Annotated in this window: 7 protein-coding genes, 2 tRNA genes and 1 pseudogene; 6 read left to right on the top strand and 4 right to left on the bottom strand. The window is 62.0% G+C overall.

The features are described 5' to 3' along the window. Positions 1 to 24: 24 nt before the first annotated feature. The 3 genes from rpiA to rnr all read right to left on the bottom strand — a co-directional run bounded on the left by rpiA (position 25) and on the right by rnr (position 4,218). Positions 25 to 720, bottom strand: a complete 696-nt coding sequence (gene rpiA, locus OKW29_RS23805) for a ribose-5-phosphate isomerase RpiA (protein ID WP_018418246.1) — start codon at positions 718 to 720, stop codon at positions 25 to 27. A 138-nt stretch (positions 721 to 858) separates the two neighbouring features. Next, positions 859 to 1,602: a 23S rRNA (guanosine(2251)-2'-O)-methyltransferase RlmB gene (rlmB, locus tag OKW29_RS23800; protein ID WP_184029367.1), complete on the bottom strand. Its 744-nt coding sequence runs from the start codon at positions 1,600 to 1,602 to the stop codon at positions 859 to 861. A gap of 132 nt (positions 1,603 to 1,734) precedes the next feature. Then, positions 1,735 to 4,218: a ribonuclease R gene (rnr, locus tag OKW29_RS23795; protein WP_429292841.1), complete on the bottom strand. Its 2,484-nt coding sequence runs from the start codon at positions 4,216 to 4,218 to the stop codon at positions 1,735 to 1,737. Positions 4,219 to 4,632: 414 nt separating this feature from the next. On the opposite strand from rnr, the gene OKW29_RS23790 reads away from it, so the two are divergent. The 3 genes from OKW29_RS23790 to OKW29_RS23780 all read left to right on the top strand — a co-directional run bounded on the left by OKW29_RS23790 (position 4,633) and on the right by OKW29_RS23780 (position 6,414). Beyond that, positions 4,633 to 4,719, top strand: a tRNA-Leu gene (locus OKW29_RS23790). Positions 4,720 to 4,945: 226 nt separating this feature from the next. Further along, positions 4,946 to 5,032, top strand: a tRNA-Leu gene (locus OKW29_RS23785). A gap of 155 nt (positions 5,033 to 5,187) precedes the next feature. Further along, the gene (locus tag OKW29_RS23780; protein WP_429292840.1) at positions 5,188 to 6,414 is read left to right on the top strand and encodes a tyrosine-type recombinase/integrase; all 1,227 of its coding nucleotides are present in this window, start codon (positions 5,188 to 5,190) and stop codon (positions 6,412 to 6,414) included. A gap of 1,324 nt (positions 6,415 to 7,738) precedes the next feature. On the opposite strand, the gene OKW29_RS23775 is transcribed toward OKW29_RS23780, so the two are convergent. After that, entirely contained in the window at positions 7,739 to 10,006 is a 2,268-nt protein-coding gene (locus tag OKW29_RS23775) for a filamentous hemagglutinin N-terminal domain-containing protein (protein WP_429292839.1), read from the bottom strand. A 559-nt stretch (positions 10,007 to 10,565) separates the two neighbouring features. On the opposite strand from OKW29_RS23775, the gene OKW29_RS23770 reads away from it, so the two are divergent. The 3 genes and pseudogenes from OKW29_RS23770 (at position 10,566) to OKW29_RS23760 (ending at position 13,492) form a co-directional block, all read left to right on the top strand. Further along, the gene (locus OKW29_RS23770; protein WP_429290777.1) at positions 10,566 to 11,519 is read left to right on the top strand and encodes a tyrosine-type recombinase/integrase; all 954 of its coding nucleotides are present in this window, start codon (positions 10,566 to 10,568) and stop codon (positions 11,517 to 11,519) included. Next, entirely contained in the window at positions 11,516 to 12,490 is a 975-nt protein-coding gene (locus OKW29_RS23765; protein WP_429292838.1) for a tyrosine-type recombinase/integrase, read from the top strand. Before OKW29_RS23770 ends, OKW29_RS23765 begins: the two co-directional genes overlap by 4 nt. Beyond that, positions 12,465 to 13,492, top strand: a pseudogene (locus OKW29_RS23760) (tyrosine-type recombinase/integrase). Before OKW29_RS23765 ends, OKW29_RS23760 begins: the two are co-directional and overlap by 26 nt. Positions 13,493 to 13,964 lie beyond the last annotated feature (472 nt).

Genomic DNA, 13,964 nt, shown 5'->3' with positions numbered 1-13,964 from the left:
AGAGCGAACAGAAACGCAATTCGCTTAATTCTGGCCGTACGTGATCGTTTGCACGCCGGTGTCCGTGCCGAGCAGGCACAGGTTCGCGCCGCGGCCCGCGAACAGGCCGACCGTGACGACGCCGGGCCATGCGTTGATATGCGCCTCGAGCGTGCGCGGGTCGCTGATGCTCAAGCCCTTCACGTCGATGATCTCGTTGCCGTTGTCGGTGATGAACGGCACACCCTCTTTCGTCACACGCACGACGGGCACGCCGCCGAGCGCCGTCACGCGCCGGCCGATCGCGGTGCGCGCCATCGGCACGACTTCGATCGGCAGCGGGAAATGGCCCAGCGTCTCGACGACCTTGCTCGCATCCGCGATGCAGACGAATACTTCCGACACCGACGCGACGATCTTCTCGCGCGTGAGCGCGCCGCCGCCGCCCTTGATCATCGCGCCGCTGTGATCGATTTCGTCGGCGCCGTCGACGTACACCGGCAGCGAGTCGATCTCATTCAGGTCGAGCACCTTGAAGCCGTGCGATTGCAGACGCGCGGTGGTGGCGAGCGAACTCGACACCGCGCCGCGATAGCGGGATTTGGTGGCGGCCAGCGCGTCGATGAAGCAGTTCGCGGTGGAGCCCGTGCCGACGCCGATCACCGAGCCTTGCGGCACGTTGGCATTCACGTAATCGGCGGCGGCCTGGCCGACCAGTTGCTTGAGTTCGTCTTGAGTCATGGGAGAGGCGGAAAAAGCGTGAAAAACCCGTAGTTTACCGGAGTGGCGCGGAGAAGGCGCTCAAAGCAAAACGCCCGGAACCACCACCGCGTTCCGGGCGCCCACAATCGGCCAACAACAAGAACGACGACAGAAAAACTACTTCTTCACCGCCCGCTGCCGCACCGCCTCGAACAGACACACTCCGCTAGCCACGGATACATTCAAACTCTCCACCGTCCCCGCCATCGGAATGTTCATGACGACATCGCAGGTTTCACGCGTCAGGCGTCGCATGCCCTCGCCTTCGGCCCCCATCACGAGCGCCACAGGCCCGTCGAGTTCCGTTTCGTAGACACTCTTCTGCGCGTCGTCGGCCGTGCCGACCACCCAGACACCCGCGTCCTTCAGTTCGCGCAGCGCGCGCGCCAGATTCGTGACCGTGATGTACGGGACCGTGTCGGCCGCGCCGCTCGCGACTTTCGCGGCGGTCGCGTTCAGTCCCACCGCGCGATCGCGCGGCGCGATCACCGCGTGGGCGCCGGCCGCGTCGGCGACGCGCAGGCAGGCGCCGAGATTGTGCGGATCGGTCACGCCGTCGAGCACGAGGATCAGCGGCGAGCCGCTGATGCCGTCGAGCAGTTCGGCGAGATTCTGCGCAAGCGGCAGATCGCCCGCGCGCGCGACCACGCCCTGATGACGTTCGGTGCGCGCGAGGCCCCACAGACGCGTTTCGTCGGCGGCGATCAGACGCACGCCCGCGTCCTTCGCCGCATGCAGGAATTCGGTCATACGACGGTCCTTGCGCGTCGCGTCGTAATAGACATCCTCGACCGTCGACGCATCGTGCCGGATACGCGCGGTCACTGCGTGGAAACCGTATAAGACCTTATGACGTGCCATGACTGAACAACCTTTGATGGGGCGCGCATTCAACGCGCGCCACTGTGATGAATATGAAACCAAAAGGCAGACCGCGCGCAACCGGCACGTGCTCACGTGCCCGCTGCGCGCGGTCCCGGCGCTGTGAAAGCCTCAGCGCTTCTTGCGTGCCTGCTTCGACGCCGCCTTGGTCGCGACACCGTGCTTCCTCGCCACGCGCGCTTCCTTGACCGCCGCGCCCTGCGCGGGCGCGGCCTTCCTGCGCCGCGGACCCGGCACCGACGCGCCACTTTCCACCGGCGGCATCACGCGCACGCGCGGGCCAGCGCCTTCTCCCTTGTCCGCCGCGATACCGCGTGCCAAAGGCGGCTTGATCGGCGTATCGCGCACAAGGCGGAAGTCGATCTTGCGCGCGTCGAGATCGACGCGGCTCACCTGCACGCGCACGCGATCCGACAGCCGGTAGCGAATGCCGGTGCGCTCGCCGCGCAACTCGTTCTTGATCTCGTCGTACTGGAAGTAGTCGGAGCCGAGTTCGGTCACATGCACGAGGCCTTCGATGAACAGCGAATCGAGCTGCACGAAAATACCAAACGACGTGACGCCGTTGACCATGCCGCCATACTCTTCGCCGAGCTTGTCGCGCATGAAATAGCACTTGAGCCACGCTTCGACATCGCGCGATGCTTCGTCCGCGCGGCGCTCGTTCGCCGAGCAGTGCAGCCCAAGTTCTTCCCAGATCGCCACGTTGTTCGCGCGCCCGCGGGCGCCGCGCTTTTCCTCGTCGGCCTGCTGCATCGCGCGGGCGCGCGGCGACAGTGCGGTATTGAGCTCGACGCCGTGCGGCGGCTGCGGCTGATACTTGCGGCCCTGCAGGATCGCGTAGATCGCGCGATGCGTGAGCAGGTCGGGGTAACGGCGGATCGGGCTCGTGAAGTGCGCGTAGGCCTCGTAGGCGAGGCCAAAGTGGCCGATGTTGTCGGGGCTGTAGACCGCCTGCTGCATCGAGCGCAGCAGCATCGTCTGCAGCATCGAGGCGTCGGGCCGGTCGCGGATCTGCGCCATCAGTGCGGCGTAGTCGCTCGCGTGCGGCGTGTCGCCGCCGCCGAGCGTCAGGCCCATGCCGCGCAGGAAGGTACGCAGGTTCTCGAGCTTTTCCGCGCTCGGGCCCGCATGCACGCGGAACAGGCCCGGATGCTTGTTGCGCTTGAGGAAGTCCGCCGCGCACACGTTCGCGGCCAGCATGCATTCCTCGATCAGCTTGTGCGCATCGTTGCGCGTGCGCGGCACGATCTGCTCGATCTTGCCCTGCGCGTTGCAGACGATGTACGTCTCCGTCGTATCGAAGTCGATCGCGCCGCGCTTCTGACGCGCCGCGAACAGCGCCTTGTAGACGCCATACAGATTCTGCAGTTGCGGCAGCAACGCGGCGCGGCGGGTCGCTTCCGGGCCTTTGGTGTTTTTCAGCACCGCGGCGACTTCGGTGTAGGTGAGCCGCGCGGCCGAATGCATGACGCCCGGATAGAACTGATACGCCTTCACGTCGCCACGCGCGGTGACGATCATGTCGCACACGAGCACGCAGCGGTCGACTTGCGGATTCAGCGAGCACAGTCCGTTCGACAGCTTCTCCGGCAGCATCGGGATCACGCGGCGCGGGAAATACACCGACGTGCTGCGCTCGATCGCGTCGGTATCGAGCCCGCTTTGCGGAAGCACGTAATGCGACACGTCCGCGATCGCGACGATCAGGCGGAAGCCGTCGCCGCGGCCCACCTGCACCGGCTCGCAATAGACGGCGTCGTCGAAGTCGCGCGCGTCCTCGCCGTCGATCGTGACGAGCGGCACGTCGCGCAGATCGACGCGATGGCGAATGTCGGCCGGGCGCACTTCGTCGGGCAGCTTCGCCGCTTCGGCCAGCGCGGCTTCGCCGAACTCGTGCGGCACGCCGTATTTGCGCACCGCGATTTCGATTTCCATGCCGGGGTCGTCGATATCGCCCAGCACTTCGACCACGCGGCCGAGCGGCTGCGAATGACGGCTAGGAAAATCGGTCAGCTCGACCACCACGACCTGGCCAACCTTCGCCTTGCGGGTGTTCTGCGTGATCAGGATGTCGTGGCCGATGCGCTTGTCTTCGGGCGCGACGATCAGCGCGCCGTTCTCGTTGAGCAGACGGCCGATCACGCGCTTGTTCGCGCGGTCGGTGACCTCGACGATGTGCCCTTCGGGCCGCCCACGCCGGTCATAGCCGACGATGCGCGCGAGCACGCGGTCGTTGTGCATGACCTTCTGCATCTCGCCGTTGGGCAGGAACAGGTCGTCCTGGCCGTCGTCGCGAATCAGGAAACCGTAGCCGTCGCGATGGCCCTGGACGCGGCCCGCGACGAAGTTCGACGGATGGGTCAGTTGATAGAGATTGCGCTGATCGAGCCGGATCTGGCCGTCGCGCTCCATTGCGCCGAGACGCTTGAAAAATCCTTCGCGCTCCTGGCGCTTGATCGACAGGGCTTCGGCGATGTCGTTCGCGGCAAGCGGCATTTCACTCGTGCGCAGCACGCCGAGGATTTCTTCGCGGCTTGGAATCGGATACGGAAATTTGCTCAAGGGCTTATCGATGATTTTTTCTCGTTGCATGGACGTCGGTCGGCGATGTGATCCGGCCTGGAAGGCGTTTGCGTAATGCGCGCAGTCACGCTCGGCTGCATCTGCACGGCGGCTGCGCTGGCTCGGTCATTGCACCTGCTGCTTTCTGCTCTTCTGCTCCACTGCGATTTGCACCGGAAACTGCCTGGGTCCGGCTCGTTCGACGCCAGCCGACGCGCGTCTGCCTGATCGCATGTCGACACTCGCGTCGGGACGCCGGATGTGCATCGAGCCAACGAACTACTGCGAGGCATTCTAACACCCGTGTCGGGCGCCACGCGGGCCTGCGGCGGTGGTTGGGACGCATAGTGCGCCGGGCTCGCCGCGAGGTTGAATCGCGTTCGGCAAATCGCTTGACAGGTCGGAATCTGTCGCTATAATTGCGGTCTTTGCTGTTCATCACCTGCCCAGGTGGCGAAATTGGTAGACGCACTAGGTTCAGGTCCTAGCGGTGGCAACACTGTGGAGGTTCGAGTCCTCTCTTGGGCACCAGATTCAAAAGTAGAGCCGCCTTTTGGTGGCTCTCTTTTTTTATAAGGCCTGGTAGTCGAAATCGTTGTTCGTGTTTCGATTGCCGGATCAGCAGGACGGTGGTTCAGTAGCGATTGCATTACTTCGCTGCGCGTTCAACCGGGCGGATGAGAAAAGCAAGTTTGTTTGAAGCAGGAATTGACAAATTTAATCATCTTGCTAAAATAGCGGTCTCGCTTGAAGACGTGCCCAGGTGGCGGAATTGGTAGACGCACTAGGTTCAGGTCCTAGCGGTGGCAACACCGTGGAGGTTCGAGTCCTCTCCTGGGCACCAACAGTAGTTCCGGCGTAAGCCGATGTAGTCCGAGAAACCCCGTAAGATCATGGTCTTACGGGGTTTTTTGTTTCCGCGGACGACTGTCGAGTTCCGGTGGCATCGACGATTTTTGCGTATACACTTGCGTATATGCGGAATCGAGGTGCCGGGTCATGCCTAAACGCGTCGAACCGAAGTCCGAGGTGGTCTTTCGCGTCGCCAAACCGCGCGAGCGCCCCTATCTGCTCACCGACGGGAATGGGCTCGCTCTGCGCGTCTGGCCGGACGGGAGCAAGACCTGGCTGCTCCGCTATCGCCGCCCGGGCACTGGGAAGGAAAACTTCCTCAGCCTCGGCCCCTACCCTGAGGTTGCGCTCGTCGACGCGCGCAAGTCTGCCGTGATTGCTCGGAGCCTCGTACGAGAGGGTACTGATCCCGTCGAGCACCGCAGGGCGGAATCTGCCGCACGCAAACGGGTCGCCGAAGGGGCGTTCCACCTCGTCGCCGAGAATTGGCTCGCCTTCAAACGGAAGGAGTGGGCCGCCGAGACCTATCGCAAAGCGGAATTTGTAGTCCGGCAATACCTGATCCCACCACTACGCAACAAGCCCATCTCGACGCTCGCTACATCGGAAGTCAAGCCGGTGTTGGAAGCAATAGCGGCGCATGCCCCCAACCTCGCAACCAAGGCGCGCCAATACGTCGGCGGCATCGTAACCTACGCGATCCACCATAGCCTGAGAGAGGACGGTATTCCGTTGTCGCTGCGCGGCGTCATCCCGCGACACGAGAAAGGTCACATACCGGCGATTACGAAGCCCACCGAAATCGTTCCGCTTGTGCAGGCCATCAATACATACCAGTCGCCAATCACGAGGGCAGCTCTAAAGCTGACCATGCTCACTGGCCTACGTCCCGGAGTAGTGGCGACTGCACCGTGGGACGAAATCGATCTTGACGCGGGCGAGTGGCATATCCCGGCCAGCCGGATGAAGATGCGCCACGACCACATCGTGCCGTTACCTAAACAGGCGGTTGCGTTGCTCGGCGAATTACAGTCGCTCACAGGCCGCGGGCACTATGTGTTTCCGTCGCCCGCCCGCCAGAAGACGCCGCATTTGCACCGGGACGCGTTAAGCAAGGCTTTGCGCGACATGGGGTTCCAAGGAAAACATGCAACTCATGGGTTCCGCGGTATGCTGCGAACCGTTGGCAGGGAGCGGCTTGGTATCGACATCGATGTTCTCGAAGCGCAACTCGCACACGCGAAACGAGGTGACGTACAGAAGGCCTACGACAGGACAACCTTTGACGATGACCGTCGCCACGTGATGCAAGAGTGGGCGGACTACATCGACGGACTATGTACAACAACACCGCCAGGGGGCGCGGCAAAGTGAAATTGCTTGTAAAAAAACAAGCTCCGGGGATGTCAGGTCATCAGCGAAACATCGACGAACCCTAGCTTGCCGAACACCGGCGGCGCCATGGCTGACTCGGTGGCGTCATGGCCATCTTCTCGCGTTTCTCAAACGTCTCGAAGTTCGCACCCGGCTGGCCCCGGCCATTTACCGAAACCGAGCCGAAGCCCGCAATTCCCACTCGATCGTCAATCGGTGACGGGGACCCTTGTGTATACGGCTTCTCCGGCCGGTCGGGAGTGACGATACCGTCAGCCATACCGAAAAATCCAGTCGGCAGTCTTCAGACTCTGGACAGATCGCAACAGAGAATCCACGCGCACTTTCGTTCAAACATCGCGAACACAGGGCATCCGAATGCCGACTTCTTCAGGAATACCGTCTTCGATACCGTCAGACACTTTCCAGCGCGATCCTCGCAAAGCTTGAAGAAGCCATGATCCCAACTGCGGCCATGTTACCGACCGGAAACGATGCAAACCGTGCTGCAACCCCGGCGAGCCCAGCGGCCGCTCGACCGGAAGATGCTGCGCAACCACGACTGGCAAGTGTCTCAATCTTCAGCAGGCGCGATCAAACTCATGTCAAGGGCAATTGTGCGTATCGCGAAACCCCGCATCGGGGAGCCCGCGCGATTCTCAGAGCCGATCAGGACACGCTAGCACGCGTCGGGCTGAGTCGGAGTTCGCCTCCATGGCGGGCCGTCGTCCCGGCGCGCTCCACTTCGGCTTTCAACGGTACAACGGCCATTCGTCTACTCGCACAGGGAGACTGGAGTTCGGCCAATGCCGACGTTGGAGAGGACGTGGTTGTATGTCGGCAGTGGGACGGATTGCCGACAGTGGCAGCATCGAGCGGCCGAGCGGCCGCTTCCTGCATCAGCGAACTCACACTCCCGACCCTCAACGGTCCCTCGGGCACGGTCGCCATGAACGACCGTTTTCGAAGTCTTTGAGACGTCCGCGCGTTGCTGCCGGCGACCGGTAATCGGCGATGCGATACGCGTACACAAAAGCGTTCTCGGTGCGTATCACGCCAAGGCACACAGGCGTCATCTCGGATGACTTCGCCGTCGAGCGAGATCCGTGAAGCTATCACAATCTCGTCCGTGCCCACTTCCCCTGACAACTCCTCAATTAGAGCAGCAATCAATCGGTCGAAGACGATGGGTCAACCGGCCAGTTCCAGAGAGAACGCAATTTCCACTGCCCGCATTTCCGACTCATCCAATGACCGTGGTGCCCGCAATCCGACTATGCGACTGAGGCTGTGCTATTGATGCTCCGCAAGACGAACCCTGGGTTCAGTGCGGGGCGACCTGCCAGGCGAGAACGGGGTGGGTGGCACCGGGCAGCATCACCCACACGCCGTTGGGACCGAAGTTCCACCCAGCAAAACTTGTCGGGTCGCTCATCTGGGCGGTAGTGAGCCCGTTCGCCGCCGGCAGATTGCCGCCGCTCGCCGGTTGTCCCGTCGTCTGGACGTTCCAGTAAACGTCGCTCCCAAGAGCACCGCACGTGGCGCAGATGCCGCCAGCTATCCCCGATAATGCGGACACCCTTCCGGACGCAAACGACTGTGTGATCGTGCCGGTGTTCCCAACGAATGATCCAACGAGTCCTCCGGCTGAACTGTGCGAGCTAAATCCGGAGACCGGGCCGGTGGCATATGACTCGGTGATCGTGCCTTCGTTACTGATAACCAGCCCGCCGACAACACTATCCGCCGTGACGGTAGCGCTGCTGCCCGAGCGCGCGATCAACCCGAAGTTGGTCGCGACAAGTCCGGCGTAGTCGTTGCCAAGGTTCTCTGAGGCAATGACCCCGGACGTAAACACGTTGGCAATGGCGCCGTGATTCTGAATGGCCAGTATCGCGGTCCCGTTAGCAAAGAAAAAAAACACCTGGCCGACGTTCGCGTTGACGTTCAGGTCGCGCACGACGCCGCTTGGACCGATATCGCCAAACACCGCATCGAAGCTCGGCAAGAGGTTGGAGATCGTATGCCACATACCGTCGAACTGCCCCGTGAACGACGTGCCGGCAGCGAAACCAAGCGTCTGGAACGCGGAATTGCCAGCGTCGAGGTCTTTGCCTAGCGCGTAATTGCCGGCAAGATTGTTTCCGATGTTCTGAAGGTCCGTGACCGAATTGACGAGTTGATAGCCGGTTATCTGCGTGACGAGTCCGCTGTAGAGCGGCGCTTGCCAGGTCGCATTGCTGACGAGCGTGCCGGGGCTGAAACTGCCGTTCATATCGTAGAGCGCGCTGACGATGCCCGTGCTCTTCGACCAGTCGACCGTGCCGCCGTTGATGACGCTGCCGCCGTTGTCGATGCCCGACGCGTCGGCACGCAAGGTCAGATTGCCCGCACCGCTGTTGGCTATCGTCATGCCCGACGCCACCGAGACGCTGTGATACGCGGCGAGCGTGAGCGAAGCGGGACCGTGCCAGCGCAGGCTCGACGCGACGCCCAGGTCGCCCGTCGCGCCGTTGGCGCCCGTCGTCTCGACGTCCACCGAGGTGCCCGCGTTCAGGCTGCGCTGCAACGTATGCGCGGCGGAGTCGTCGATCGTGAAGTCGGGCGTCGACAGATTCCACTGCCCCGCGTGGACCGCTGCGTGCCTGCCGAAAGTGAGTTGCGCCGCTTGCGTATCGACGGTTCCGCCGCTGCCGTCCGCGTTGTTTGCGGTGATCGTGCCGTACTGTTCGACACGGCCGCTGTCGGCGACCAGCCACACATGGCCGTCGCGGCTGGCCGTGCCCGTCGCGCGGATGCGCGTGCCGCTGCCTGCGAGCGCATACACGTTGCCGTCAGCAGCCTGCAGACTGATCTGCGCGGCGGTTATCCGCCCCTTGTTGACGACCGTGCCCTGACTGCCTGTCTGCACAAACACCTGCCTGCTGCCGGCCGAGTCCTGCAGCAGTACCTGCTCGCCCACGGCCAGTTCCGCCGTGCCGTTGGGCGCTGCGACGGTGCCTGCGTTGATGACGTCGTGTCGCGCAATCAGGAATACATCGCCGCCGCCCGAACTGATCTTGCCGAGATTGATCACGGCTGCGTTCGAGTTGCCTGACAGCGTGAGCGAGCCGCCGCCCTGTATGAACGCGTCGTTGCAGATGTCCAGCGTCGACGCGACGAAACGTCCGCCGGTGGTAATAACGCCCGATGGCCCGACGACGATGCCCTGCGGATTGATCACATAGACGCTGCCCGTCGCACCGAGCCTGCCGACGATGGCAGAGGGCGAACCGCCCGTCACCCGGTTCAGCGTCGCGCCCGAGCCGTTGTCGAACGTCACGCTGTTGGTTTTGCCAATCGAAAAGCTGTTCCAGTCGATCACGCCGCGCGTCGAACCTGGTTGTGTGATCACGAGGCTGTTGCCCGCGCCCGCTATCGTGCCCGTGCCGGCGACGTAACGGCCGCCCTGCGGAAGGCTGCCCGCCGCGAACGCCACGGGTGTCAGGGACAGCCCAGTCAGCGAAATGCCAATGGCGAGCCAGATGCGTCGGTTTGACTGTTGACGATGGGGTGCGCATCGCGCGGACCGAGGTTGTTCTGGACGTGACATACAGCCCCCTTTCCGCATGCATGCGGAACGGCCACCAACGACCCACATAGCCGACCGGAGACGCGTGAGTGGCGGCGTCTGAAGAATAGCCAGTTGGCGTCGCGCATGCGTGCCTATATCTCAGCGCTTCGCGCCTTCCTATCGGACTTTTGTGCCACCTCGCTTGGTCAGAACGTGGTTACCACAAGGGAAACAAGGGAAGGTCCAAACCAAGGCTGTAGACATACCGAACCCGAAGAAGGCGGACCAAGAAGATCAGTTGTGTTCCGGTGGCCAATGGCCGCTGGCGGCTGCAGAACCGACGTCTAAATGTCTGGTCAACAGCAGCGGCGAATGACAGTTCCTGGCCGAGTCCTGCCGGATGGACGACGTGCGCGCTTCGGCCTTATGGAAAGCTTCGCATAAGGCCGATTATGCAAAGTCGTTGATTATGGAAAGTAGCCGAGCCGATTGCCGACGAGGCCCGGCAAACAAGGGGCCGGCAGCAGGCGGTTCAGCCGGGAACTCGACATAATTTCAGCGTTGATCTGGAGTAACGGTTCCACTTCAGGGGACCGTTATGAAGCCAACCAGTTTGCACGAAGCCAGGGCCCGGTCTTGTAGACCACTTCCGGCTCACATTACTGACGAATTGCGCCGCTACGATGCGTATCTGCACGATGCGCGGGGACTGGCAGCCACAACACGGAGTAATCAACTCTGCATAGTCGGTTTGTTCTTGCGACAGAATTTCGAGCGGCGCGCAGTCGATCCGAGAAAGCTGCGCCCTGACGATATTCGTCGGTTCCTTTCGTCACAGTCAGGGGCCGGAGGCTCGGCCTCCTATGCTTCTCAACTGGCTTGTACCTTACGCAGTTATTTGCGTTACCGGGCGACGTGCGGCGACCAGGTCTGCAAGCTCAGCGCCGTCATCCTGAATCCCGTCCATTGGAAGCTCGCATCGCTGCCACGCGCGCTCGCGCCAGAGGAAGTTGAGTACCTCCTGGGCGCGGTTGCAGGCGCTCGCCGCTGGCCGAAGCGTAGCTATGCGATTGTCCGTCTGGCGCTGGACATGGGGCTGCGTTCTGCCGAAATCGCGCAACTCATGATCAGCGACATCGACTGGCGCGCAGGCACAGCGACGTTGAGGGGCACAAAGTCGCTGCGGCAGGACGTACTACCGCTGCCGATGGAAACCGGGCAGGCACTCGCTGACTATCTGCAACATGAGCGTCCGATGAGCGGCCATCCGGCGATCTTCGTCCGGCAGGTGGCGCAGCGAGACCAGCCGATTACGCCCAGGGCGATCCAGAAGGTGATCAAACGGGCCTGCTGTCGCATCGGCTTGCCACACCACAGTGCTCACGCGCTTCGACATACCCTGGCATGCCGCCTGGTTGAGAACGGCAGTTCGCTCAAGGAAGTAGCCGACCTGCTGCGCCACCGTTCGCTCAATACCACCCTGATCTACGCCAAGCTCGACACGCCGAAGCTGGCGGCTGTTGCCCTGCCGTGGCCCGGGAGCCAATCATGAGCGCACGGGTCAGCTTGCAGAAGAGGATCGACAACTACCTTGCCGAACGGCACCGTTTGGGTTTCGAGTTGCGCTCGCGGAGCACGCTATTAGCCAGCTTCGCCCGTTATGTCGCGAGCCTGAATCATCGTGGAGCGCTGACGACAGAGCTCATGGCGGATTGGGCGCGACAGGATAAATGGCACCATGACACCCCTGCTACCTGGGCTGCACGTTTAGCGATTGTTCGCCACTTCGCCCGCTACCTGAGGCAGTTCGAGCCTGACACTGAGATTCCGGAGGAACCGGTCTTCGGCCCTGAGCGGGCACGCGTCGCCCCGCACATCTTCCATGAAGAGGAAGTCATTGCATTGCTGGCTGCGGCCCGTCGGCTCGGGCCAAAGGGGAGTCTGCGCCCAGCGACGTATGAGACCCTGTTTGGCCTGATGGCCTCAACAGGGTTGCGAATCTCGGAGGCCATCCACCTACGCGATGCCGATGTCGATCTGAAGCGCGGGATGCTGACTGTGCGGCAGACCAAGTTCGCCAAGTCACGACAGTTGCCCATTCATACGAGCACGGTTGCCGCGTTAGCGCGGTACCGGCGGCAGCGCGAACGGCGGGTTGCCACGAACCCCAGCATGTCGTTCCTGGTCAGCAGCCGTGGTCAGCGGTTGGGACAACCTCTTGGTGAACGACAGGCTCAACGTGTCTTCAACGCGCTGCGTGACAGCCTCGGCTGGGTGAATCGTGGTGCCCACGCAGCGCCCCGGCTTCATGATCTGCGACATACCTTTGCGGTGCGTCGCATGATGCTCTGGCATGCCGAGGGCACCGACATCGAGCAGATGATGCTGGCGCTATCAACCTATCTGGGCCATGCGGAAATCTTCTACACGTACTGGTATCTGACGGCAGTTCCGGAACTGATGGCCGTCGCCGGCGCCAGGTTCGAGCGTTTCGCCGATGTCGCGGGAGACGGCAATGAATAGGCGATCCAAGGCACCGCCTTCGTTTGCAGCGCTCGTGCAAGCGTGGTTCGCCGAATACCTCACCCAGCAGCGAGCGCTTAGTGCACATACCATAGCCGCCTATCGCGACAGCTTCGTCCTCTTCCTTGAGTTCGCCGAGGCGCGCCTGGTCAAGTCGCCAGCCACGATGACACTGGCGGATATGACGCCGGAACTGATCATGGGCTTCCTCGATCATCTGGAACGCCAGCGGCACAATTGCGTGCGCAGTCGCAATGCGCGACTTGCGGCGCTTCGCTCGTTCCTGAAGTTCGCAGCGCATCGCGATGTAGCGTCATTGCACGTGATCGAATGCGCCTTGGGCGTTCCAGTCAAGCGCTTCGAGCGCCCAACGCTTAGCTATCTGTCGCGCGAAGAGATGCTGGCTGTGATCGGTAAGCCGGATGATTCCTGGCTAAGCCAACGCGATCATGCGCTGTTCCTGCTGATGTACAACACCGGAGCGCGTGTCTCGGAGATCATCGGGGTAAAAGTTGGCGACGTGGTCCTGGACGAGGGTTCTGCCTGCGTCCATTTGCGTGGCAAAGGACGAAAGCAGCGCAGCGTCCCGTTGTGGCGGTCAACTGCGAAGACGATACGGGCATGGCTGAAGGTAAATCCTGAATTCCAACCCACATCGCCGCTGTTTCCGAACCGGAATGGCCATGCAATGACGAGAGCCAATGTTGCATTGAGGCTAACACTGGCTACCGGGAACGCAGCCGGAACCTGCCCCAGCCTTGCAAAGCGACATGTATCGCCTCATACCGTCCGTCACGCCACCGCCATGCATTTACTTCAGGCAGGTGTCGACATCAGCGTCATTGCACTATGGCTCGGACATGAGAGCCCCATCACGACCACTATGTCGAAGCCGATCTCAACATGAAGGAACGTGCTCTGGCCAGGCTTCACGAACCGCAGACCGGAATTCAGCGCTATCGGGCACCGGACTCGCTGATCAACTTCCTGAAGGCACTGTAATTATGCAAAGGCTGGAATTCGAACTGGCCGCTGCCCATCGGCTCTCTGGGGGGCGCCGGCCAGCTACTTTCCATAATCAACGACTTGGCATAATCGGCCTTATGGAAAGCTTCGCATAAGGCCGATTTTGAGACGGTCGCACAACGCCGCCAAAAGCTCAGGAACCAATGAAACATCTGCGCTCCTGCGCCGATCGATCCGCTCGGCGCCGGTTCCGGCGTTCCCTTTCCTTGCTTCCGACGTATCCCTTTCTCCCGCGAGGAGGATCCGCACTGACGACCACGATGAGCGCTGTCTATCACGATTCGGATTGCAAGGAGCCTCCCAGGCATATCCCTGCGCCGTTAGATCGGCTTTCGCGCATCCGTTAAGCCTCATCGGGTGTCTCGACTCCGCAGAGCGTCAATCCCGAAAGAGCCCTACCCCTCAAAGACTAGTCAGGTGAAGGCCGCACGCGGCCTCCACATTCGCG

The sequence above is a fragment of the Paraburkholderia sp. CI3 genome (assembly GCF_050436505.1).
GTDB classification, from domain to species: domain Bacteria; phylum Pseudomonadota; class Gammaproteobacteria; order Burkholderiales; family Burkholderiaceae; genus Paraburkholderia; species Paraburkholderia tuberum.
Note: the sequence above shows the minus strand (reverse complement) of the source record. Positions and strands in the feature narration are given on the sequence as shown.